Genomic DNA, 25,380 nt, shown 5'->3' on the forward strand with positions numbered 1-25,380 from the left:
TTAAACCAAGGTTAAGCTTTAAAACCTTCTGCAATTGAATTTTATAAATAATTAATTACGATCACAAATTTCAAAGTTACTAAAATCAACTTCATAAAATTCATTTTTTTTCAAAAAAAGAGAAATTCATTTTGGCTAAACAAAGTTAACAAGGTGCATTGAATTCTCAGGACAAATACCAACATTTAATAAATATCTATTCTAATATTGAGTATTAAACCTTATTTTTAGCTTTTAGTTTAGCACAAAACATCAAAAATGAAGTCGAAAAAACAACTCATTTTAACCTGTTATTCAATTTATCTCATTTGTACGCTTTTAATTTTAGGCCAGGCCCACGCACAAAGTGACAATAACAGAAACAGAAGGATAACCTCAAGTTATTATATTTCGAATGCCACGGTCATTCCGGAACCAGGAATAATACATAGCAATTATGATATTATTTTTAAGAATGGTACAATTAGTAAAATCGGCAAAAACCTAACTATTCCTAATGATGCCAAAGAAATCAAGGGGGAATCTTTATTCGTTTACCCAGGATTTATCGACTTAGGCAACAATTCAGGTATTGAGATTCCTACTTTGCCAGAAAGGCCAGATAATTTTGACACTTCAAACCCAATTCCTGAATTGGCTGGAATCCATCCCCACTTTTCTGCTGCCAAGCATTATCAATTCAGTGAGAATATTGAAAAGGGTTGGCGCGGCCTTGGTTTTACCATTGTACAAAAAATCCCTGAAGGGAAAGGTATGCTATCCGGTTCAACAACACTAGTTGTCTTAGGAAATGAAGGCAATAACAACCTACTCACCGACTATCCATCGCAGATTTTTCAATTCAATACAGTGCGAGGGGTTTATCCCCATACAAAGTTAGCCGTAATGGCCAAGTGGAGAGACCTTTTCCAAAACACCTTACTTTATCAAGAACATAGGGCTATCTATGCTAAAAATACAGAAATTGGGCGGGCAGAATTTGATCCTGTATTGAATGCCCTAGTGCCTGTAACTCAAAATCAGACTCCTCTCCTCGTGGCTTCCAAAAGTGAACTCGATACGCGAAGAGCGCTAAAAATGCAAGAAGAAAACAACTTTAAACTTGTTTTACTTGGTGTAGATGAAGGGGATGAACTTATACCAGTACTGCAATCAAAAAAAGTCGGAGTTATACTTAACCTGGCACTTCCTGATGATAAATTTTCTGATTCCCTAGATAGTGAGGTGCAAGGTAAAGATTACGATGCACGAATGGAAAGGGCGCGTAAAGCATATCTTGAACCTTTAAGTTTAGCTTCCAAATACGAAAAAGCCGGAATCCCTTTTGCTTTTACAAGCTTGGGTTTAGAGAAAAAGGATTTTTATAGCAATCTAAGCCTGATGATAGACAATGGCCTATCAAAGGATGCTGCACTGGCAGCATTGACCCTGAACCCAGCAAAAATGCTAGGAATAGAAAACATCAGTGGCAGTATTGCTCCTGGAAAAATGGCCAACATGGTCCTTTTGACGGACAGCCTTTTTACTAAGAATGGAAAAGTAGCTATGGTTATCAGTGATGGCTACCTTTTCGATTACCAAGACAATACCAACTCGGAGAAAACTGGTAATCAGGTTTGGAAATATTCAACTGAAACGCCCGTGGGTCAATCAAAAGGCACCTGGGAATTCATTAAGAAAGACGACCAATGGGAAGGCATTGTCTCTTATGACAGCCCAAAAGGGACGGGAACCAAAAAGACTAAAATGAAAACTTTAGAACTTACCGATAAATCCCTTTCATTTTCATTTGTAGTTGAAACCAACGATGGGGTCTTAGACGTAACCGTTGATGGAGAAATAAAAAACAATACTGTGTTTGAAGGCAGCATGAATATTAAAGGGTATTCCCAGTTCACTGTTCAGGCAACGAAAGACGAAAAACCAAATAAATACCATGAATAAGAAAAGACTATTACTGGCTGGCTTATTAATTTGGTTGAGTGTACAAGTTTACGCTCAGGGAAATTATTCTGGTGATTTATTGATAAAAAATGCTCAAGTAATCACCATAACCAATGGAACGCTGGAGAACGCAGATGTACTGGTTAAGGAAGGCATTATTACTGAAATAGGAACCAACTTGAAGGCTTCTAAAAATGTTAAGTTAGTAGATGCATCAGGCCAATATTTAATGCCTGGTATCATTGACGCTCATTCTCACCTTGCACTTGAAATCATCAATGAGGCAAGCAGCCCGATCACTTCTGAAGTTCAGATGAGGGATGTCATTGACCCTTTTGACGTTTCTATCTATAGGGCTTTAGCAGGAGGAACAACAATCTCTCATGCCATGCATGGATCCGCAAATGTGATTGGAGGGCAAAATGTAACTTTGAAACACCGCTACGGAACAAAAGATCCAGATAGGCTGATAATGGAAGAAGCCCCTAGAACCATAAAATTTGCTTTGGGTGAAAATCCAACACGAGTACATGGTATAGGGAAAAACCTACAACCCCGATCCAGAATGGGGGTAGAGGCAGTCATCAGAAATGGATTTGAAGAAGCCCTTCAATACAAAGCTGTCTGGGAAAATTGGAACTTAGAAAAGCAGCAAAAAGAAATCAATATTGCCCCGCCAAAATTCAATTTAAGGTTGCAAACACTTGTAGCTATTTTGGATGGTAAAATCATTATCCATTGCCATTCATACCGAGCAGATGAAATTTATATGCTAATTGAAGTATGCAAAGAATATGGCGTGGATAAAATCGTTTTCTCCCATGTGAATGAAGGATTTAAAGTAGCCCCAGAGTTGGCAAAGTACACCATGGGGGCTTCTGTTTTTTCTGATTGGTGGGCTTATAAATTTGAAGTTTATTATTCCACGGCATTCAATGCAGCGATTTTAACCAAAAATGGTGTTGTGACTTCCATCAATTCAGACTCTGACGAACTCGTTAGGCACCTTTACCATGAAGCAGCCAAAACACAACGCTATGGTGGACTTACAGATGATGAGGCTTTGGCGTTGATTACCATTAATCCTGCCAAACAATTGGGCATTGACAAATACGTAGGTTCTATAGAAGTAGGCAAACAGGCCGATTTGGTTTTATTTGACAAGCATCCATTGTCCATTTATGCCATCCCACAAATGACCTGGGTAGACGGCGTAAAATACTTTGATAGAGAATCTGATCAGGATGACCAAAGGATAAAAATAAATATTAAAAGGTCTCCTGACCCTTTTCGCCTAAGCACAGGTGCCCACGATTGCATGCAGGACATTGACATGTTGTTTACTGAAAACTACCACAATTAATAGTTGAAAATGAAAAAGCAACTCAATTTCCTTTGTAATAATCGAATTCAAATGAAAAAGATAAATTTATTAATTTGGTCCTGTTTCTTTATATTAAGTCAAGGCCTTATGGCCCAGATTGAAGGAGAAGTGATAAAACCCTACAAAGCCAATTTCTTACTTACCAATGCTAAAATCCATACCGTCACAAATGGTATTTTAGAAAACCATGATTTGCTAATTGAAGAGGGTTTAATTAAAGCTATAGGAAAAAGTATACCACATCAAAACCACACAATAATCGACTGCTCAGGGAAGTCTCTCTACCCAGGATTTATTGACAGTGGAACAAGCTTGGGAATAGTAGAAGTAAACTCATTGTCTGAGACCCAAGATTATATGGAGCTGGGCAAATTTACACCACAAATGCAAGCCTTGACTGTTGTAAACCCAAATGGTGTTGCCATACCCGTAACAAGAGTAAGTGGTGTCACTACAGTCCTCACCCAACCCCGAGGTGGTTATTTCCCTGGAACAGCTGCACTTATCAATTTGAATGGCTATACACCAGCACAGATGTTTGGTGGCTTTAAGGGTTTAATTATGAATTTTCCTTCTGCTGCGAGGTCGGGAAGCAATGACAGCAGGTCATTGGAAGATTTAGAAAAAGCAGCAACAAAAAACTTGGATGAAATCAATGTGCTTTGGGAAAAAGCCACTACCTACCTTAAAATTAAAACAAAAGGAGGAGAAATGGATTATTACCCAGAAATGGAACAACTTTCCAGGGTTTTAAATAAAGAATTGCCATTACTAATAGAAGTAAATGCTGCCAAAGACATAATTTCAGCTTTGGAATGGATCAAAGAAAAAGATGTGAAAGTGGTATTTACCGGAGTGGCTGAAGGATGGAAGGTGGCAGAGAAAATTGCAAGCGCCGGAGTTCCTGTAATCACCGGCCCTGTCCTTGCATTGCCAACAAGAAATTCGGACAATTATGATGCTCCGTACAACAACCCAGCATTGCTTCAAAAAGCTGGTGTGAAAGTAGCTTTGCGAACCATGGAAGCAGAAAATGTCAGAAACCTACCTTTTAATGCTGGTTTTGCAGCGGCCTATGGAATGGGTACTACAGAAGCCTTAAAGGCCATTACTATCAATCCAGCAGAGATTTTTGGGGTAAGCGACCGCATTGGTTCTTTGGAAAAAGGCAAAAAAGCTACACTCTTCATTGCTGATGGTGATCCATTTGAGCCTAAAACTCAAATCCAGCAAGTTTTTATTAATGGCTACAGAATTCCAATGACCAATAGGCATATTAGGCTATACCAAGAATTCCTCGACAGGGAAATGCAGCCTAATTGATCTTCCTTATAATTCCATTATGCTTTCACTTCTTATAGTGAAAACCTAAAGACCAAATCATGAAACACAACCGCTATCTCTACTTATTACTATTGGGGATCTTAATTGCCTGCCAAACCAAAAACAACTCAAAAGACATTGAAACCATTATTTCTGAAGTCAAGGAAAATCATGCTCCTGATAAAAGAGTGGCCCTTTTTGACATACAATGGAAAGACGGTCAACTAAATGGTGAAACAAATTTGCCTGCAGCACATGATGAATTGCTACAGCGATTAATTTCAAACAATATTTCCTTTAAAGATTCCATTCAACTCCTTCCAGATCCGGCATTAGGCGCCAAAAACCTGGCTTTAGTAACCAATTCCGTTGCGAATATTAGAAGTGCTCCCAAACACTCCGCCGAACTGGCAACCCAAGCCTTGATGGGTACGCCATTGAATGTGCTGAAAGCAGACGGCAGTTGGTACCTGGTACAAACCCCAGACAAATACTTATCCTGGGTGGATGCTGCTGCCATAGTGCTTGTAGACCAAAAAACCATGAATGAGTGGCTAGACAAAGAAAAAATTGTTGTCACAGAAATGATTAGTACAATCTATGAAAATGCCAAGTTTGAACAAATCGTTAGTGATATTACGGCAGGAAATGTTTTGGAATTGGTGGGATATGAAAATGGAAACTACCAGGTAGTCCTTCCAGATCAACGGAAAGGTGTAATCCAAGGGGATCATGCCATAACTTACGAAGTATGGAAAAACAGTCGGGAGACCAATGACTCGAATCTGATCCAAACCGCTAAAAAAATGATGGGCGCCCCGTATTTATGGGGAGGCACTTCTCCCAAAGGTATTGATTGTAGTGGATTTACCAAGACCATCTATTTTCTAAATGGCATGATAATCCCTAGAGATGCATCTCAACAGATTAACGAAGGAGAACTTATTGACAAAGACAAAAACTGGGGTAATTTACAAGTAGGGGATTTGTTGTTTTTTGGCGTTCCAGCCACTGAAACAAGCAAAGAGCGTGTGGTGCACGTAGGCATGTGGATTGGTGATGGAAAATTCATTCACTCAAGAGGGAGGGTTCGGATAAGTAGTTTTGATCCTGAGGATGAGCATTTTGATGCCCCCGAACTTGCTCGGTATTTAAGAACAAAGCGCATACGCAATCAACCTACTGAGCACATACTCACTGTAGACAAGGTATTACAATAATAAAGATCACCCATGAAAAAATTAATTTTACTTTATTTTACTTTTGGATTAGCTTTCAACCTTTTAGCCCAATCCCAAATGGACGGCTTTTCGGAAAGTGACACAAAAAAACAAACGGAATTAGAAGATTTATTTTTAGAGAAGGTAGATTTTGGAAGTTATAAGAACCACTTAAAAACCATTACTGCCAATCCCCATACCGCAGGATCTAAAGCCAATGAAACGGTAAGGGACTACCTAGTGAAAGTGATGGGAAATGCCGGACTAGAGACCACTTTGTATCCCTATGACGCATATATGCCAAAAGATCCTGGAGACTCAAATGTAGAAATTGTAACACCCAAGCGCAAGCCTTTGAATCAAATGGAAGATATCATTCCAGAAAATTCTTATTCTATCCATCCTGACCTTCCAAAAGGATGGAATGCCTATTCAGGAACTGGAGACGTAACTTCTGAGGTGGTGTATGCCAATTATGGCACGAAGGAAGATTTCGAAAAGCTTGCTGAACTTGGAATCTCTATCGAAGGTAAAATAGTATTGGCAAGATACGGGAGAAACTTCCGTGGCTTCAAAGCCAAATATGCTGAGCAATATGGCGCTGCAGGACTATTGATTTATACAGATCCAGGAGATTATGGCTATAGCAAGGGGCTTGTTTATCCTGAAGGTAATAATTACAGTGAAAGTGCCATTCAAAGAGGGTCAGTATTGACAGAATCATTTACGGGCGACCCTTTGACCCCCTTTGAACCTGCCTTACCTCTTGATGGAAAAACAAAAATCGATCGTTTAGATCCCAGTGAATCGAGTTTACATTCCATTCCGATTACACCAATTGGCTATGGTGCGGCTGGTGAAATTATGGCATTGATGAAAGGAAAAGCTGTGCCTGGTGGATGGCAGGGAGGCCTGCCTTTTACCTATAGACTTGAAGGTGGCGCAGGTTTAACGGTAAGACTTAGTGTAACACAACCCAAAGAGTTTGTTCGAATCAATAATGTGGTAGGAACGGTTAAAGGCAGTCTGTATCCCGACGAGTGGATTATTTTAGGTTGTCACTATGATGCTTGGGCGTATGGGGTTACAGATCCAGGAAGTGGGACAGCCATGTTATTGACCTTATCAGCAGCATTAGGTGAACTCGTAAAAGAGGGTTATAGTCCTAAACGATCAATTATGATTGCACATTGGGATGGAGAAGAGTATGGCGTAATTGGCTCTACAGAATGGGTGGAGCAAATGAAAAAGGAACTGGGAACAAATGCCGTAGCTTATTTGAATTTTGACGGAGGTGTTTCGGGTAGAAGTTTTGGAGGTGCTTCAGCCCCAAGTTTAAAGAAGATTATGACTGACGCTGCTAAAAAAGTAATTTACCCAGATTCTTCCAAGACTGTTTTTGAAATGTGGTCAAAAAATGGAGAAAGCCTACCAATTGGTAATCTTGGAGGTGGTTCTGACCATATAGGCTTTTATATGCACGCAGGCGTTCCCTCTCTAAGTGGAGGAACAGGTGGCAAAACGCTTTACCACACCAATTATGACGATTTTTTCTTCTATGAAAAATTTATAGATCCAAGCTTAAAGATGGGTGGTGCCGTCGCACAATGGGCAGGAATCATGTCCTTACAATTGGCAAACGCAACCCTTATCCCCTATGACTTACCTAGATATGCAACAGATTTGACTTTGCATTTTAAAACGTCAACTGATAAAATTAAAGCCTATTTCCCAGCTTTCAATGGCTTTCAAAAATCCATTTCGGCGATTAACAAACTTGAGGAATCAACGAATGCATTTAGTAAAACACTTCCAGCTGCCTTGAATGAAGGACAATTGAGTGAAAAAGAAATCAAGAATTTGAACGCTGATTTGATCCAACTTGAAAAAAGCTTTCTTCACAAGGAAGGAATGCCTTTCGGTCCATGGTACCTTTCTCTATATGCTTCTTCTGATCCATATAGTGGTTATGCCTCCTGGATTTTACCTGCGATTGAATTTCAAATTGCAAATTCTAAGAAGGACCAATTAAACCATTGGGATGCTGTTTATGAGAAAGCCATATTGAACCTTAATCAAAAGGTAATTGACATAAACAAAAAATTGGAAAGTAAATAATTATAGCCGAATTCAAAGGCATTTACAAAAACAAACCCCGGGCAAAACTCGGGGTTTGTTTTTTAGTTTATAATCAATTGATTCCAAAACAAACTTTCCCTCTTTAAGAGAAAGGGGGAGTTACAGGAAATAGGATTTTGATCGGCTTCTAAGCTATCAGTGGCTGAGCGGAGTCGAGCCTTAGGTAACCATAACCCCTACCTCTTTGGCTCTGTTCAGGGTCTGTTTATTCAGCTGACCTTATGGAAAATAAGCAATTCATACATTAATCCCGCAAAAAAATAATGAATAATAAAGTGACGCAAAGAAGCCTGAAGGGCTTCAACAATAATAGCCACGGGTGAAACCCGTGGAAAATGATGGGGCTATAATTTTGATTTTGGCGGCATTGTTGCTTTTGTTTCTGCAACAATGCTGACAAAATCCTGTCTTCAATTAGCTACATAACGGTACTGTACCAACGAAATAGAATCGTATCTACCCTTTAAAATTCTTACTTATTTGCTGGGAAATATTGGACTTTAATCTAGTATTAAAGGTCATTGAGACTTTTTTAACTTAATCCCTCCGTTCATTTTTGTCTTGACACAAAAACGAACCAAAAAAGTCAAGGCTGTCAAATCTTATTTAAAATGATGGGTTAGGATTTAGAAAACAAAACTCCTTTACGTTGCCATCATTTGATTTTTAAATCAGCATTCCAGACTAAAAATGAGTGGATCTCCTCACCGGAGCTAACTCATTTTCTTAACGTCTTCCACGCTGATCCAAAAACCATAACCTTTGAAGGCCAGTAAAACCTCACCTATAATGATCTCCAAGAAACAAATTGAAATTTTAATTCAAATCCTCATGTGTTCTTCCGCCGTGAGGAAGGGACTTCAGGAAAATTGGCTTTAAGTGGCTTCTAAACCCCTTTCTCTTAGGGGAGTTGCATAAATGAGAATTTAATGCTGATTTGGGAAGATGGAGATGGGCTGACTAAATTTGAGATAAGAAATGCAATCCATAATCCTGACATGACAACATCCAAGGTTTTGAAAAGAGGATTTCGATTATTCGGAATTTGGAGGAACGAGCTATGGTTTAACAGTTTTTCAGCCCCATTAAAAACACCAAATCAGCCTTTTTATTTTTCTTTAGGCGTATCGTATATAATTGTCCGAGTGCCTTTGTAGAGTTCAAACACCAAAAGTCTGCAATCAATGGTTGCGTTGTAAAATGGAATCCTTCTTTTCGGTTTTAGGCCTATTTTCTTGCCTAGATCAAGATTACCAGTAAAAACCAAACCAGTATAACCGGCGCAGCTCTTTTTCATAAAGTCACCAATCTCTCTATAAATAAGTTCAAGTTCTTCTGCTACCCCTAGCCTTTCTCCATATTCAGGATTGAAAAAGATAGCTCCCTTTTCTGTTTCAGGTATAGTCGCCTCTCTAAAATCACACACCTCAAATTGAATAAAATCCTCCACCCCTGCTTCTCTGGCATTTGCTCTGCTGGCATTTACGGCCCGCTCACTTATATCAGAGGCAATAATTGGGAAATCAGGTTTTGGTTTAATCTTTTGCTCCAGTTTCTTCTTTAAGTCGTAAAAAACCCCTGCATCATATCCATTGATATACATGAAGGCATAATCGTCTCTATACAATCCAGGATACCTGTCTGTGGCCTTTAAAACGGCTTCGATGGCCACTGTACCTACCCCACACATAGGGTTTATGAATGGACTCTTTCCGTCCCACCCAGAAGCAATTAATGAGGCTGAAGCCAAAGATTCCATCATAGGCGCACTTCCAGGAATTTTCCTGTAGCCATGTTTGATCAGGGTATCGCCAGAAGTATTGATATAGATACTTGCTTGCTCTCCTTTCCAAAAGAACTGGAAAACTGCTTCATTGAGCTCAGAGCCTGAATCTGGTCTTACACCAAACTTATCCCTGAACCTATCTACGATGGCATCTTTAACCTTTACGTTAACAAATAAGGGATTGTCTACCGTCTCATGCTTTACATTACTGATGACAGAAAAATAACCATCTTCAGCAATATAATCTTCCCAAGGCATTGCTTTGATTATATCATAAAGACCTTGAATATGATCCAATGGGAAGGAATCAATCTCATACAGCACATGACTGGCAGTTCGCAGGTGCATATTTAAAAAAATACAGTCGTTTAAGGTGCCTTTTAAGGCTACATGCGTTCGGAATACACCATCAATTTTGAAGTCCAATGCAACAAGCTCAGCTTCTAAAAAGGGCGCATTTCTGTCATAACAGGTAATGACTATTTTTCCTTCCTTATTGAAATCTATCATGGCACAAATATACCTGAAAAAATTGGCATGAACCGAAAATACCCGAAGGCTTCGGTTCTTAATCTAATGGTTTTTTAAAACCTTAAGCGCTGCCTCGTAAGAATCAGGGTCATTTACATTATGAAATTCCTCCTTATCAGGGGCTTGTAAAAGTTCAACATCTGAATTAATTAAAACTTTACGCGGACAACTATAACCCTGACTTAAATACCTGAATAAAACAGGATAAGCTCTAGGTTCCCATATCGTAACCAAAGGCTCTGGAAATTTACTCTCTGGATCTAAAAAGCAAGTTGCTAATTTTGATGGATTCCGATTGCTTATCAAAAAATCCAATGTTTTTTGGCTTAAAAAAGGCAAGTCACAAGCGACACTCAGCCAGGCCACATCTGGGTTTTCCATAAAGGCAGAAATAAGCCCTCCCATTGGCCCCATTCCTATTATCTTATCCTTTATTGCCAATTGATTGTTATCGCGATCAATGTCCTGTTCAGAATTACACGATAGGTAAACATCTTTGCAATGTTTTGTCAACAAATCGCTTATATGGTCCTTTTGACTTTTATCATGGTAAGTTAGGTTCGATTTGTCGCGGTTCATTCTACTACTTTTGCCTCCTATTAAAACCAAACCATTAAGCGGTGGCCGACTTTCTTTCATAAATTCATCTACAAAAGAGCATATCTTATCCGTTTCGCCAATTTTTAAAACAGGCAATTCCTCCCAGTTCGAGATATGGGTTTTAATACAATCTGGAATAGTTGTGTGGCCTTCTTGTAAAAGCAATAACCTCACACGGGTTAGCTTGGCCAATTTTTTATCCATAGGCTTTTTGGGATCAATGACCAGTACCTGGTCTTTAGCCTTGAAGTGATTGGCATTGATAAGCACGAGCTCCTGATTGTTTAACCATTCTCTTTGCTCAAAAACGGATACTTGCTCTTGCCTTCGATCCAGTCGCTTAAAAACGATCTTGTCTCTCAATTCTACGACATCAGCGAATTGCATCAAGCTATCCTCCTTGCCACCTCCTGCAAGCAATTCATCTCCTTCTTTATGGTCGGCATCTACATAAGCCATCTTATAAGAGACTGATAGGTGCTGAATAATCTGTTGGGCTATCTTCTGTATTGTGCTACAGGAAGTACCCAGAAACCCCAATTCTATCCTGCCATAATCACCCAATGAAGGTTTGGCCAATTGAACATGCTTTTGGTGCTTATCTTTTGAAATCACGTTTACCTCCTGTTTTTTCTTCTAATTTCATTTCCGTAATCACGATATCATGTGAAAAGCCTTTACACATGTCATAAATCGTCAATGCAGCAACGGATACTCCGGTCATGGCTTCCATTTCTACTCCAGTTTTGCCTGTAACACGGGTAGTGCAGCTGATAAGAATCTCCTCTTCTCCAACTGCTTCAATCGTTATCTTACAATCGTCCATTCCAATTGGGTGGCAAAGGGGTATTAGATCGGAGGTCTTCTTGGCCCCCATGGTTCCGGCTATAATTGCTGTTTGGAAAACGGGTCCTTTCTTAGTTACCAATTCAGAAACAGCATTAAGGGATTGCATAATTTCCTTACCTAAAATCACCCTGCAGGATGCCTTGGCAAAGCGTTGGGTAATTTGTTTCTCTCCTACATCCACCATTGCAGGATTGCCTGTTTTATTATCCAGGTGGGTAAAGTCTTTTTTTGTCATTCCAATGCATTAAATTATGAAGCTGTTCGTAAATCATTTACCACCTTACCTATATAATCAATCGCAAAGTCCACCTCCTTTTCGGTGGTAGACTTGCCGAGAGAAAGGCGCAAAGTGGCCATTGCGGTAGCTTTGTCCAATCCCATGGCTGTAAGTACATGAGAAGGTTTGTCTGAAATACTGCTACATGCAGCTCCAGAACTTACCGCTAACTTTTTATTGATTCTTATCAGCAAAGGTTTACCTAATATATCGTTAAACGAAACATTACAAACATGTGGCAATCGATCCGAAGATCCGTTTCTTTGGCTTCCCTCAATTTTAAGCAATCCTGTTTCCAATTTATTCCTCAACTCAACAAGCCTTTGGCATTCGGCCATATGATTTTTTAGGCTTATTGAAGAGGCTTTACCCAGACCAACTATTCCAGGTACGTTTAAGGTTCCACTTCTAAGGCCCATTTCTTGTCCTCCACCCGTAATTTGAGCTGCCAAATCAATTTTTGGAAAGCCTTTTCTGATATACAAAGCCCCTACTCCTTTGGGACCATACATTTTATGGGCTGAAAGTGCCAACATATCCACCCCTAAATCTGAAACATTTAAAGGAATCTTTCCAACCGCTTGTACTGCATCCGTTATAAAAAAGGCCCCATAAGTTTTTGTCAAATCAGCCATCTGTTTAATAGGATGCAAATTTCCTGTCTCATTATTGGCTGTCATTGCTACCACCATTAATGTGTTGGTTTTGAAACTGGATTTTAATTGATCCAAAGAGATTTCTCCTTGGGCATTTACAGGTAGGCAAGTGCACTCAAAACCTTGACTGACCAATCCCTCGATGGTATCAAGAACTGCCTTATGTTCGGTAGCTATGGTTATCAGGTGGTTTCTTTTCCTTTTATCTGACAAGGCAAGGCCTTTTATGGCCAAATTTATGGCTTCAGTGGCACCACTGGTAAATAGTATTTCTTTGGCCTCCGCTCCGATCAATTCTGCAACTTCCTCTCTTGCTTCTTCAATCGCATTTTCAGCTATCCATCCATAGGGGTGATGGATGCTTGATGCATTTCCATAAACTGAGGTAAAGTAGGGCAACATTGCCTCTACTACCTCAGGGTGGCAAGGAGTTGTGGCGCTGTAATCAAAATAAATCGGTAAATCCATCTCATGCGTATTCAATATATCGACTATTTAGCCATACTTTCAGCCATCTGAATGGCTTGGTAGGCATTCACTATACCACCTGTTTGGCTAAGGTCTCCAAAAGGGACTGTTTTCTCTTGTCCTGGAAGATTAACTTGATCGTCTCCAACTTTATATACAGAATTTTTTAGAATTGTTCTTACTTCCTCTGGCTTAAGTTCAGGATAATAGGCTAATAACAAGGCGGCAACTCCAGAAACAGTAGGGGCAGCCATACTTGTGCCACTGTTGTTTTCGTATTTAGAACCAGGAACAGTTGAGTAAATGTCTACCCCTGGCGCAAATAAGTCCACTGCCTCTTTGCTGAAATTAGAAAAAGTGGCAGCAAGATTTACATCTCCTTTTGGCCCTGAGGCCCCTACTTCTATCCATACGTCTGAAGTTCCTCTCTTGGCAAACCACCTGTTTGGATAATTGTTTTTTGGTGTAACTTCTTTTGAACTATTGCCTGCAGCATGGATCAAAAGCACTCCTTTTCTCTCTGCATATTTTACTGCTTTGTCAACATATTTTTTTCCAGGAGAGTAAGATTTCCCAAAACTCATATTGATGATATTGGCGCCATTATCCACCGCATATCTAATAGCGTTCGCGATGTCTTTGTCCCTCTCATCTCCATTAGGAACCGCCCGGATTGCCATGATCATCACATGGTCAGCTATACCATCTATTCCCAAATCATTCCCTCTATTGGCAGCGATGATTCCTGCCACGTGTGTACCATGAGATGGGTCTGGACCTGTAGGATCATTGTTACCATAATCTTTGTCTTTATAATCTTCCGGATCATCTCCTACAATATACCTAGGGTCAAAGTCAACATTATAAGCATATTTCGCTTGCACTTCAAAATGTTCAACCGCTTTTCCAAGTTCTTCAAGGATGGTATTGATGCTGGCATCTTTGAGTCTAATCATCCCAAACATTTGCTTCAACATATCAATAGCTGCAGTAATTTCTTCCTCTTCTGAATGGAATCCTTCCAATTCCTCTTCACTAAAATCGGAAACATCAAATTCCTTTTTCACTATATCTGCCATATTGGAAAAACCTTCCATCATGTTGTTGTACATATTGAAGTTGGATTCCGCCTCTTTTTTTGTCTCCTCAAAATTTTCATTGATTCTTTCCCAATAGGCATACTCCTCTTTATTTTTTCGCTTGACTTCTTCTTTCGTCAAATCTCCGTATTTTGCTTTCAATCGGATGTATTCCCTGGTCAATTCATGAGAATCATTGTCTACCTGTGAACCGTCTTTTCCACCGATAAAATTCCAGCCATTAACATCATCTATATAACCATTTTTATCATCATCTATCCCATTTCCAGCAATCTCATCTTCATTGATCCATATTTTTCCTTGAAGATCCTCATGGCTAATGTCAATCCCTGAATCAATTACAGCGACCACTATCATGGCATTTGGGGATTTCCCTAGAAGTAATTTTTCGTAAGCTTTTTCTGCTCCTGTACCCATTATTCCATCATCTATAGGGTCAAGTAAAAACCAATTGTCAGGTGTTTCTATACTATCTTTGAGATATTCAGTCGCTGAAAATGCGGAAATAGAACCATACCCACTGAGAACGACTCCCAGTAAAAAAGCATAAAAACAGGTTTTGAAATTTCTTTGCATAAAATTTGAAGTGTAAATATGATTTATTAAATTTTTAATTGCTGTTAATCGTGTTTTCCAGGATAGAAAGGTACCAAAGATTCAGTTTGAAACAAATCTCAAAAACTTTTACGGTAAGATTATCCTTTTTGTGGTTTAATTTTAAGACAGGGCATAAATACCGTAAACATGATCATTAAAATACAGCTAAAAAGCTGTATACTTATCAACGGAAATTTTGAATAAAATTTATTTAAGGCAACAGGTTTTTCAACACTTTATCAAGAATTGTTCCATTACAGTATATACAGCCTGCTTGTGCAATTTTTGGGCACCTCAATGAATATTCATGTTTTAGGATTTCATTTGCCTTATTTATTGAGTTTTAAATTTTGTAACTTACTGATTCATTGAACCATTTGCTTTTTAAAAGAAAAAATTACGGACATCTATTGGAATATTTAACAATGTAGGTTTATTTTGTACAATCCTTTTACTTTTTAGAAGTAGCTAGGATTTATATAGAAGAGGCAAGAGACAGGCTCGTTGACCCTCTGGCAACCTGGAAAATCCAAGGTGCCAATTCCTGCCAGATGAAAAAGTTTACATCTGGGAATATAAATTCAAAAACTATATGATTTTATTTTACAGCAAAAAAAAGGACAAAGTTTCCAGGTATTTCTTCAATCATTTAATTTCTTTTCTAAAAGGATGGAAAAATTATGCCTTAGGCGAATCTAGCGCCCAGTAGTTTTACTCATTGGATACTTTAACAAGTTTATTAGAATTGATAACAAACCTAAAAAACAAATAACATGTCAAAAAATTATCGTTTCGAAACATTACAGGTTCATGCAGGACAAGAAGTGGATCCTACTACTAATTCCAGAGCAGTTCCTATTTATCAAACCAGTTCATATGCATTTAACTCAGCTGAACATGGTGCCAATTTATTTGCATTAAAGGAGTTCGGTAATATCTACACTAGGATAATGAACCCTACCTCAGATGTTTTTGAGAAAAGGATGGCAGCATTGGAAGGTGGAGTGGCCGCTTTGGCTACCGCCTCAGGTCAGGCAGCACAATTCCTAGCACTGAATAACTTCCTTAAAGTTGGTGATAATTTTGTAACATCTCCTTACCTATATGGAGGTACCTACAATCAGTTTAAAGTATCATTCAAGAGGATTGGAATAGAAGCTAGATTTGCAAAATCTGACAAAGCCGCGGATCTGGCAGAACAAATCGATGAAAAAACCAGAGCCATATATGTGGAGACTATCGGGAATCCAGAGTTTAATGTACCAGATTTTGAAGCCATAGCCGCACTTGCCAAAAAACATGACATCCCTTTGGTAGTTGACAATACTTTTGGCGCAGGAGGATACCTTTGCCAGCCTATCAAACATGGTGCGAACGTTGTTACGTCTTCTGCTACCAAATGGATAGGTGGTCACGGAACTTCCATAGGAGGAATTATAGTAGATGGTGGTAATTACAACTGGGGAAATGGTAAATTTCCTGAATTTTCTGAACCATCTGAAGGCTATCATGGCATGAATTTCTGGGATACATTTGGAGACAATAATCCTTTAGGATTGCCAAACGTTGCTTTTGCAATCAGGGCCAGAGTAGAAGGCCTCAGAGATTTTGGACCGGCCATTAGTCCTTTCAATTCATTCTTATTATTGCAAGGTTTAGAAACTTTGTCTCTTCGCGTACAACGTACAGTGGACAATGCATTGGAGCTTGCAAAATGGTTGGAACAACAACCTAAAGTAAAGTCTGTAAATTACCCAGGTTTGCCAAACAGCCCTTACCATGCCAATGCTAAAAAATACCTTCCAAATGGATTTGGTGGTGTTCTAAGTTTTGAAATAGAAGGCACCAAAGAAACAGCTTCAGACTTTATCAATAATTTGGAATTAATTTCCCATTTGGCCAATGTGGGAGATGCTAAAACTTTGATCATTCAACCAGCAGCTACTACACATCAGCAGCTTTCAGACGAAGCTCAGTTAGCATCTGGTGTTACACCTACCATGTTAAGAATATCCTTGGGTATAGAACACATCGAAGATGTGAAGGCTGACCTTATTGCCGCTTTCGACAAAGTATAAAACTATTAAAATGAACCTTCAATCGCCGCATTTGACTATTGAAATGACTGAAGAAATCTTCTATTGCCAGGAAGCATTACCTTTGGAATCCGGAGAATCTTTTCCGGAATTCCAATTGAATTTCACTACCCAAGGCCAATTAAATACCAATAAAGACAATGTAATTTGGGTATTACATGCATTAACTGGAGATGCCAATCCTCAAGAATGGTGGTCTGGATTAATTGGAGAGGACAAATTTTTTGACCCCTCTAAGTATTTCATTGTATGTGCCAATTTCATTGGCTCTTGCTATGGCTCAACACAACCGTTGAGCAATGACCCAATTATGGGAAAGCCATATTTTTATGACTTTCCCAATATAACTACCAGGGATATTGCAGCAGGCTTGGATAGGTTGAGAATTCACTTGGGATTAGAAAAAATCAATACGGTGATTGGAGGCTCTTTAGGTGGACAAGTCGGCCTGGAATGGGCCATATCGCTAGGAGATAAACTAGAAAACGCTATTATCGTAGCGTCCAATGCAAAAGCTTCTCCCTGGATCATTGGTTTCAATGAAACTCAGAGGATGGCAATTGAATCAGATAGCACTTGGGGAGATTCACATCCTGAAGCAGGTAAAAAAGGCTTGGAAACTGCTAGAGCGATAGGTATGCTCAGTTACAGGCATCCTCTGACCTTTTTACAGAGTCAAGGGGAAACTGAGGAAAAAAGAGATGGCTTTAAAATCAGCAGCTACCTTAGGTATCAAGGTGTAAAATTAGCCAATAGATTCAATGCAATGTCATATTGGACCCTTTCCAAAGCCATGGATAGTCACGATATAGGTCGGTCGAGAGGAGGAACTCCAATGGCATTGTCAAGAATAAAGTGCAAAGTACTCTCAATTGGGGTGGATACAGACATCTTGTTTACAAGTGAAGAGTCGAGGTACATTAGTAAGCATGTTCCCAAAGGGACGTACAGGGAAATAAAATCAATTTATGGACATGATGCCTTCCTTATTGAATACGAACAATTGCACTATTTTTTAAAATCCTTTTATTTAGAAAATAACAGTTAGGTAAAAATTCTTAAGGCATGATTCCATACACTAAGATAAAGGAAACTTGTTTGTACATCAATGACTTGGACAAAGCAGAAAAATTCTATCATGAAGAATTAGAAATGCCATTGATTTCGAAGGTGGATGGAAGACATGTGTTTTTCAGGTGTGGGGAAAGCGTCCTGTTATGTTTTCTACCTGAAGTTACAAAAATCGAAACCAATTTACCTCCCCATTTTGCCTATGGAAAACAGCACTTGGCTTTTGAAGTAAAAGCGGAAGATTATCTGGAGATTAGGGAAAAATTAAGTAAGAAAGAAATTGAGATTACCCACAATCAAGATTGGGGAGGTGGCCTAAGTAGTTTTTATTTTGAAGATCCATTTGGCAATGTACTTGAAATAGTACCCCAGGGGATTTGGGAATAATTTAATTTTATTTTTTAAGGCTAGGGAGAATTAATTAGCCCGTTTGCTATATTATTTAAAAATAATTTTTCGAATAGGAGTTGTGGATTGTGATTTCTTTTAGAATATTGCAAGAAAACCAACCATCAAGTTAAATGTCTTATCAATTAATTTTTACATTAGGATTGTGTGCATGTCTATTATCCTGCACTGCCCAAAATATGGAATTTCATAAAAACAAAGTAATCGCCCACAGAGGGGCCTGGAAGGCTAATCCACACCCTCAGAATTCCTTAGCTTCCTTACAAGCCGCAATCGACCTTGGTTGTGAAGGATCCGAATTTGATGTCTGGATGACTGCAGATGGCGTACTAGTAGCCAATCATGACGCTGACCATGAGGAAATGGTGGTTGAAGAATCTACTTATGCCCAACTACTAGAAAAAACATTGCCCAATGGAGAAAAAATCCCTACAGTAGAAGAATACCTTAAGCATGGCATGAAGCAAAGCAAAACGAAGTTAATCTTCGAAATTAAGCCTTCAGGAGTTTCTAAAGCAAAAGGAATTGAACTTGCAGAAAAATCTGTTGCCATAGTAAAGGAATTGGGTGCAGAAAAATGGGTTGACTATATCACCTTCGATTATGACATAGCGCTTAAAGTTATCTCATTGGACCCAAACGCCAATGTCGCTTACCTTAGCGGAGATAAAAGCCCGCAAGAATTGAAAGACGATGGTTTTTTTGGCTTTGATTACAATATCAAAAAAGTAAAAGAAAATCCACATTGGATCAAGGAAGCACAAGACCTGAACATGACCGTTAATGTTTGGACTGTTAATAAAGAAGAGGACATGAAATGGCTATTGGATCAAGAGGTAGATTTCATTACTACAGATGAACCTGAAAAGTTATTTTCACTAATCAAATAAAGATGAAAATTACGGGGAATTTCTGGATTGCTATTTTCTTGCTGGCATCGATGCTAATTATAAGCATTTCCTGCGAGGAACCTACTACATCCGATAGGAAAGTAAAGCATACAATCCTGATAGGCCTCGATGCTTTTGGTACCAGAGGGTTTCAGAAAGCAGCGACTCCCTATATGAATAAAATGATAGCAAATGGAGCAATTGCTCCATTTGCTCGTTGTTTATTGCCTACAAATAGCTCCCCAAACTGGACAGCCATGTTAACAGGAGTTGGACCTTTGCAACACGGAGTTTATGACAACGATTGGGAAAGAGACAAGCAGATATGGCCTCCGGTAATAGCTACGGAAGAGGGTGTATATCCAAGCCTCATTAATTGGATAAAAGACCAAATACCTTCCTCAAAAGTCCATTTTTTTTATGAATGGGGAGGGCTGGCCAGATTATTCGATTTAAGTAAAGTAGATAAAATCTACCGAGGGGAAAAAAGCGATGATATTTTTGAAAAAGCAGTGGATGCTTTTTTTGAAGAGCAACCTGATTTTCTATTCCTCAATATTGATGAAATTGACCATCAAGGGCACGATAAAGGGCATGATTCTGAAGCCTATTTTAATGCCATTTCTCATTTCGATAGTTTAATTGGTAATTTCGTTCAACGACTGGAAGCCAGCGGTTTGATGGATGAAACATTACTAATAATCACTGGAGATCACGGCGGGATTAATACAGGTCATGGGGGCACTACCCTTAATGAAATTGAAATCCCAATAATTATTTATGGGGCTGGGGTAAAAAAAGGTCTGGTACTCAGTAAACCTTGTTATATCTACGATGTCCCAGTCACCCTTGCCTACGCGCTGGGAATAACCCCTCCTAAGGCGGGAATAGGAAGACCAATACTAGAAGCTTTTGACCAAAACAGCATCTCTGCTCCTTATGTACCTATGCCGTTGATCTCTCCAACACAGGGCTTTTTTGCAACTTCACCATTAGTGGTAGAAATGTCAGTAGACGCTACTGATGTGGACATATTTTATTCGTTGGATGGATCTATCCCAACAAAGGAATCAGGAAAAGTATACAGTATACCCATTCAACTTAAAGAAAGCACCTTACTAACGAGCGTTACTTATAAAAATGGGGTTTATAGCCGTCCTGAAATCAACCAGTACCGAATTGGAAATGGTGAAAATGGGAAAATTTCATGGGATTATTATGAAGGTAATTTTTCACAAATTCCTGATTTCAATAAGCTAAATATTGTAAAATCAGGCACCAGTAAGGAGTTTAGCCTTAAAGAAATCCCAAGCCGCTCTGACCACTTTGCCGTGAAATTTGAAGCTACGCTTCAATTAAAAGAAAGCGGTAAATATACTTTTTTCTCTCAGTCTGATGATGGTAGTAAAATATTGATCAATGGAAAAGTTGTTGTAGACAATGATGGCTCTCATTCTAGCCAATTAAAGAAAAATACTATTAACCTTTCAAAAGGAAATCATCCAATTGAAGTTTGGTATTTTGAAGACACAGCAGGTCAAGAGATTCAAGTCCAAATTGACGGTCCAGGGGTACCCAAACAAATACTTACCGAAAAATTTTTCAAGTAAATAACAGTACCTCAATCGACTCTATTTTAATACTGATCGGGGAATAGCTGCAGGCAAGCGGCTAAGCATCTCATTGTTCAATAATTGCGTGGCATTGGTAAAACTGGAGACATTGATTACATTGTTTTTTTGTCTCCCAATTAATACAACCTCATCCCCTACTATGGCTTCTTGAATATGTGTAATGTCTACCATAAATAAATTCATGTTTATTAAACCTACTATAGGCGCTTTTTTCCCATGAATTAAAACCTGCCCTCTATTTGACAATGCTCTTGGGTAACCATTAGAATAGCCTAAGGGTATAACGGCAATCTGCATCTCTTGTGTTGCCTGAAAGGCTGTTCCATAACCTATAAACTCACCCTGATCTACAGTACGGATATCCATTATGTCAGTTTTCCAGGTGAAAATTCTTTTCATAGTAGCATCCGACTTTTTGTTGGTTTGATGTAAATGAGCATAATAGACATCTGGACTAGGCCAAAAACCATATTGAGCCACCCCAATCCTTACCATGTCATAAACAGTATCCTCCATGGCCAAAGCAGCAGCGGAACAAGCAATATGTCTGATTTCAGGTAAGAATTTTCTCTCTTTGCATATTTTAAGAAAGGCTTTGTATTTTTTGTGTTGTTGGTCGATTTTAAACTGGTTTGAGATGCTTTCAGCACCCCCGAAATGGGTACATAAACCTTCAAATATAAGATGGTCTTGATGTTGCTTTAGGTAAGTGAGTGCCTTAGGAAATTCTTTGGCATGCATTCCTGTTCTGTTGGCGCCCGTCTCCACTTCCAGGTGAACCTTGGCTTTTTTATCAACCTTCTTAGCCGCTTCCAAAACCTTGGAAAGGCGGTTGAAATTATAAACAAAAAAAGCGATACCATTTGAAATGGCCCAGCCCAGGTCTTCTTCATAGATAATCCCCATAATCAGAATTTGGCTGTTTGGTTTACAGACGCTCAAAACCTGTTCTGCTTCAAAGGAGGAGGCCACGCAAAAATGATTGACACCACATTTTTCTGCCATGGGAACAAACACCTCAATGCCGTGGCCATAGGCATTCGCCTTGACCACGGATGAGAGAATTGGTTTTTCACCAATCTTTTTCCTTATAAAATTTATATTGCCCTTATAGGCAACCTGATTTAATTCTATTCTAGAAGAATGCTTTACCATTGTTTTTTAATTTCCAACCAGGTATAAGATTTACCCCAACTTTCCTTGGCCATATCTTTAACAGTATCTACTACACTTTGAGGGATTTTATCCATTTTAGATGCGGCATCCAAATTATTATAATGAAAGGCATAGATTCTTGCAGCAAATTGATGAATGGGAAGGGATGATTCGCCATGAATTTCTCCATTTCCGTAAACAGATGGGGTAATTCCCTGTCCCCAGTTCTGTCTTCCCTCATTATTTGGATTCAGAAAGTAGGCCCTTACTTCACCATTCGGATCCTCCTCCACTCTAAGCAAAGATATGGCGTGGAAGCCTAACATCTCTCCTTTTGCAGATGTGATAAAGATTCCGACAGGATTAGGATAGACCAATCGATGACCTCCATTGTATTTCGGATGACACATTCCATAAAACACTCTAAGGAAGCCATCAAAATCAACAATTCCATTGGATAAATAATCATAGGCGGAAGCGAAGCCAATCTGGATCCATTGCCCATACAGTCCTGGATTCACCCATTTATGCGGGTCTTCTCCTCTACCTGAAGCTCTACGCATCATTTCGTTGTAGATTTTATCAAGCATCGGTACCAACGTAACAGACACTGCATCTAAATGGTGATCCAATTTCTGAACCAATCCCAAAGCAGATTCTGAATATTTGATTTCACTTCCTTCAAATCGGAAACTTAAATCGTCATGAACAGCAGCAGAATGTACCATATGTATCAACTTGGCCGGAGCATGCTGACTCCACATGCTAATCCCCCTCGCACTTTGGCAAGTGGGATTGTTCCCCTGCCCTACTCCTAATGGCTGGCCAAGAATCCTCAGCAAAGCACCTATTAGGTACTGCTTGGGATTCACTTCACCAGTGGAGCCAGTGATCGATTTATTGATCCTCTCCTCCACTTTAGAGTTTAATCTAATGGTAAGCAGGTTATGCAAACCCGCTCTTACAGCCGTTCTGGAAAGTACTCCATTCTCTAAAGTCTTTGAAAGCCCGTAAATGCACTGAGCATTGTACGGATGAATTACATCAGTTATTAATGAACAAACGAATTCTTGGTGTTCGTTAAATCTAACCACACCAGACTCATCAAGTCCTAAGCATTTGGCAACCAAATCATATTTCTTCTCCTTTACCAAAAAAAGCAAAAGTGTCGCATGGTAGGTACTTACCAATCCATTGGACAGCATACTTTCACTTATATCTTCGGCTTCAGTTTCAAGCTGGTTGTCCTGCAAATCCTTTAGATAAGTGCCATACTCACTGAAAGTTTTGTCTTTCGTACCTGAAGTAGGCCTGTAAATAGAACGCTGAAAAGCGAGTAAAGCACTATCAGCTGGATCTTTCGGATCAAGCGCTATCTTTTCTTTTACCAAAGCGATAATTCGTCGCTGCTTTTCTGTTACTACAGGCCTTTGCTCACAAATAAGTTCAAGCTCCTCTACCAGCGCCGCCTTCACCTTTGACAGCTGGATTTGATCTGAGACAAAACCAAATAAGGCATGTGCCTTACTTAGCTCATGCTCACTCATCAAAAGTCGGGTTTCTTCCTGAGGCTCATTGAATACAAACTCAAGGTTGAGCACCAGTGTCTCTTGCAGGTAACTCTCTGCTTCCTCCTTTATGCTCTCCGATCCTTCAATCTTGCCTCGAGCCAATGCCAACATCCTTAATTCACTAAGCAATTCATAAGTTGAGTTAGGATGTCCGCTCTTATAGGTACCATTTACCAATTGGGGAACCAATCGTGAGGGATTTTCCCAAGGTGTATCCTTGAAGATTCCCGCTTGGTTAAGGGCAGGAATTCGTTCATAAATTTGCTGAACCCCTTCTATAGTATTACACCAGGCATCTAGTTGTCCTAATATTTTTTTTGCTTTTTCTCCTCTTGTCAGCACAGTGGCTGATTTATAGTTCTCAAATAACTCGTCAAAGGATTCTAAGTTACTTATTGAGATCACTCCCTCTTGCATATTAGTTATTCAGATTCTTTAATGATAAAAATCTACATTTTCATAATGTAGCAACAACTCAGTCATTCGATCAGGATCATCTCCTTTGAAATTGACGGTTCCGAAGTGATTTCCGAATCCCTCCCTGGAATTGACCTTTTGATTGGTTAATGGAGGTATCAAATTATGGTCCAGAAAATAAGATTCTTCTTTCAATTCCTCCGGAATGATTAATTTTGATATTAAATCTTTATGCGGATAAATCATCACATTCCCATAAAAGGTACTTGGTCTTGCATCCAAAGGAGGTAGCAATTCATTCAGTTCTTCTTCTGTCAATTCTGGATCATGACAACAAACAAAAGCTGCCAGCGCATCAAAACCATAAGCTTGTCCGCAAAGTTCCAATATATGTCCACCTGGAATCCTACATGCCACTTCACCAAAACTTAGCTCATCGTCTTCTGTAAGGAACCATTCTGGGTGAATCATACCATATTGAATACCAAATAAGTCCACAAGTTTTTGCATCTCTTTCATAATCTTGTCCCTTTTGGTATGAAGGTAATTTCCCTCTGGGATAAAATTAGAATAACCTAGTTTAACGTATTCTGTAATGTTCATGAATCGGATTTTACCGCCATGGACAAAGGCCTCGCAAGAAAATTCTTTACCAGGCAGGTGACTTTCTGCTAGGCATGGGAAATCTTCAACTTCACACTTATCTTCAACATCTTGTTTTGACCTCAAAAGGCGGTGTCCGACTGTTCCTGCGGAGGCAAACGGTTTGATATGCACCCAACTGTCTTCCTCTCCATCCACTTGCAAATTTGCCTGGTTAAGTCGATTCATAAAATTGAGTACCCCCTCTTTGCTATATACTTCTTCAAAAAGGCCAACTCTCAATCCACCTATAAGTGCTTTCCTTTTCATCATCGCTTTATTCCTAAAAAGGAATGCCCTATTCAAAACTTTAGGATCATCTCTATACAAAGAGTTTAATGCTCCTGCCCATTCAACTGTTTCCTCAAACAAAGGGACGGCTACATCCACACCATAAGCATCCAACTTGTCTTTTAAATCCAAAGAGTTTGAAGCATCACTCCACTCGTCAAATTGATAGGAAACAAAAGGGATGTTATTTTCTTTGGCGTAACTTTCAAAATCAGGAAAAGAAACGACTACAAAAGGTTTATTGAGTTTTTGCATACTTTCTATAACAGGTAAACTCCAACCCATTAGTGCAAAACATTTTGCCATTTTTCAATTAATTTTGGTTCTATTA

18 protein-coding genes and 1 riboswitch are annotated in these 25,380 nt (G+C 39.1%); of the genes, 10 read left to right on the forward strand and 8 right to left on the reverse strand.

Annotation, left to right across the window (positions count from 1 at the left end; genetic code table 11):
- Positions 1-258: 258 nt before the first annotated feature.
- The 5 genes from AAC073_RS00535 to AAC073_RS00555 are packed head-to-tail and all read left to right on the forward strand — an operon-like array spanning position 259 to position 7,989.
- Positions 259-1,944 carry an amidohydrolase family protein gene (locus AAC073_RS00535; protein WP_339921874.1) on the forward strand — a complete coding sequence of 562 codons (1,686 nt, stop codon included), beginning with the start codon at positions 259-261 and terminating at the stop codon, positions 1,942-1,944.
- Positions 1,937-3,307, forward strand: a complete 1,371-nt coding sequence (locus AAC073_RS00540) for an amidohydrolase family protein (RefSeq protein ID WP_339921875.1) — start codon at positions 1,937-1,939, stop codon at positions 3,305-3,307. The genes AAC073_RS00535 and AAC073_RS00540 overlap by 8 nt, the downstream gene beginning before the upstream one ends.
- Before the next feature lie 51 nt (positions 3,308-3,358).
- On the forward strand, positions 3,359-4,651 hold the full coding sequence (locus AAC073_RS00545; protein ID WP_339921876.1) for an amidohydrolase family protein: 1,293 nt from the start codon (positions 3,359-3,361) through the stop codon (positions 4,649-4,651).
- 59 nt (positions 4,652-4,710) lie between these two features.
- On the forward strand, positions 4,711-5,871 hold the full coding sequence (locus AAC073_RS00550; RefSeq protein ID WP_339921877.1) for a C40 family peptidase: 1,161 nt from the start codon (positions 4,711-4,713) through the stop codon (positions 5,869-5,871).
- Positions 5,872-5,883: 12 nt separating this feature from the next.
- Positions 5,884-7,989, forward strand: coding sequence for a M28 family peptidase (locus AAC073_RS00555; RefSeq protein ID WP_339921878.1), 2,106 nt, complete (start codon positions 5,884-5,886; stop codon positions 7,987-7,989).
- 1,129 nt (positions 7,990-9,118) lie between these two features.
- On the opposite strand, the gene AAC073_RS00560 is transcribed toward AAC073_RS00555, so the two are convergent.
- From AAC073_RS00560 to AAC073_RS00580, 5 genes are all read right to left on the reverse strand, one after another.
- Entirely contained in the window at positions 9,119-10,306 is a 1,188-nt protein-coding gene (locus AAC073_RS00560; protein ID WP_339921879.1) for a class I SAM-dependent RNA methyltransferase, read from the reverse strand.
- A 63-nt stretch (positions 10,307-10,369) separates the two neighbouring features.
- Positions 10,370-11,542: an NTP transferase domain-containing protein gene (locus tag AAC073_RS00565; RefSeq protein ID WP_339921880.1), complete on the reverse strand. Its 1,173-nt coding sequence runs from the start codon at positions 11,540-11,542 to the stop codon at positions 10,370-10,372.
- Positions 11,526-12,011 (reverse strand): cyclic pyranopterin monophosphate synthase MoaC, encoded by a 486-nt coding sequence (gene moaC, locus AAC073_RS00570; RefSeq protein ID WP_339921881.1) that lies wholly within the window; start codon positions 12,009-12,011, stop codon positions 11,526-11,528. Before moaC ends, AAC073_RS00565 begins: the two co-directional genes overlap by 17 nt.
- A 14-nt stretch (positions 12,012-12,025) precedes the next feature.
- Positions 12,026-13,177 carry a cysteine desulfurase family protein gene (locus AAC073_RS00575; protein WP_339921882.1) on the reverse strand — a complete coding sequence of 384 codons (1,152 nt, stop codon included), beginning with the start codon at positions 13,175-13,177 and terminating at the stop codon, positions 12,026-12,028.
- A gap of 23 nt (positions 13,178-13,200) precedes the next feature.
- On the reverse strand, positions 13,201-14,853 hold the full coding sequence (locus AAC073_RS00580) for a S8 family peptidase (RefSeq protein ID WP_339921883.1): 1,653 nt from the start codon (positions 14,851-14,853) through the stop codon (positions 13,201-13,203).
- Between the two features lie 493 nt (positions 14,854-15,346).
- Positions 15,347-15,456: riboswitch (SAM riboswitch) on the forward strand.
- A gap of 191 nt (positions 15,457-15,647) precedes the next feature.
- Between AAC073_RS00580 and AAC073_RS00585 the strand changes: the two genes are divergently transcribed.
- The 5 genes from AAC073_RS00585 (at position 15,648) to AAC073_RS00605 (ending at position 20,949) form a co-directional block, all read left to right on the forward strand.
- Positions 15,648-16,952 carry an O-acetylhomoserine aminocarboxypropyltransferase/cysteine synthase gene (locus AAC073_RS00585; RefSeq protein WP_339921884.1) on the forward strand — a complete coding sequence of 435 codons (1,305 nt, stop codon included), beginning with the start codon at positions 15,648-15,650 and terminating at the stop codon, positions 16,950-16,952.
- A gap of 10 nt (positions 16,953-16,962) precedes the next feature.
- A complete protein-coding gene (gene metX, locus AAC073_RS00590) occupies positions 16,963-18,018 on the forward strand; it encodes a homoserine O-acetyltransferase (protein ID WP_339921885.1) in 1,056 nt (351 codons plus the stop codon).
- Positions 18,019-18,038: 20 nt separating this feature from the next.
- Complete coding sequence (locus AAC073_RS00595; protein ID WP_339922234.1) at positions 18,039-18,428, forward strand: VOC family protein; 390 nt, start codon at positions 18,039-18,041, stop codon at positions 18,426-18,428.
- Positions 18,429-18,628: 200 nt separating this feature from the next.
- Positions 18,629-19,339, forward strand: coding sequence for a glycerophosphodiester phosphodiesterase family protein (locus AAC073_RS00600; RefSeq protein WP_339921886.1), 711 nt, complete (start codon positions 18,629-18,631; stop codon positions 19,337-19,339).
- Positions 19,340-19,341: 2 nt separating this feature from the next.
- A complete protein-coding gene (locus tag AAC073_RS00605) occupies positions 19,342-20,949 on the forward strand; it encodes an alkaline phosphatase family protein (RefSeq protein ID WP_339921887.1) in 1,608 nt (535 codons plus the stop codon).
- A 21-nt stretch (positions 20,950-20,970) separates the two neighbouring features.
- On the opposite strand, the gene alr is transcribed toward AAC073_RS00605, so the two are convergent.
- Genes alr through AAC073_RS00620 form a run of 3 tightly spaced genes read right to left on the reverse strand, consistent with a single transcriptional unit; the run spans position 20,971 to position 25,355 of the window.
- Positions 20,971-22,128, reverse strand: a complete 1,158-nt coding sequence (gene alr / locus AAC073_RS00610) for an alanine racemase (RefSeq protein WP_339921888.1) — start codon at positions 22,126-22,128, stop codon at positions 20,971-20,973.
- Complete coding sequence (locus tag AAC073_RS00615; RefSeq protein WP_339921889.1) at positions 22,122-24,116, reverse strand: hypothetical protein; 1,995 nt, start codon at positions 24,114-24,116, stop codon at positions 22,122-22,124. The genes alr and AAC073_RS00615 overlap by 7 nt, the downstream gene beginning before the upstream one ends.
- Positions 24,117-24,134: 18 nt before the next feature.
- Positions 24,135-25,355 (reverse strand): carboxylate--amine ligase, encoded by a 1,221-nt coding sequence (locus tag AAC073_RS00620; protein WP_339921890.1) that lies wholly within the window; start codon positions 25,353-25,355, stop codon positions 24,135-24,137.
- Positions 25,356-25,380 lie beyond the last annotated feature (25 nt).

It is taken from the genome of uncultured Cyclobacterium sp. (genome assembly GCF_963977555.1).
GTDB lineage: Bacteria > Bacteroidota > Bacteroidia > Cytophagales > Cyclobacteriaceae > Cyclobacterium.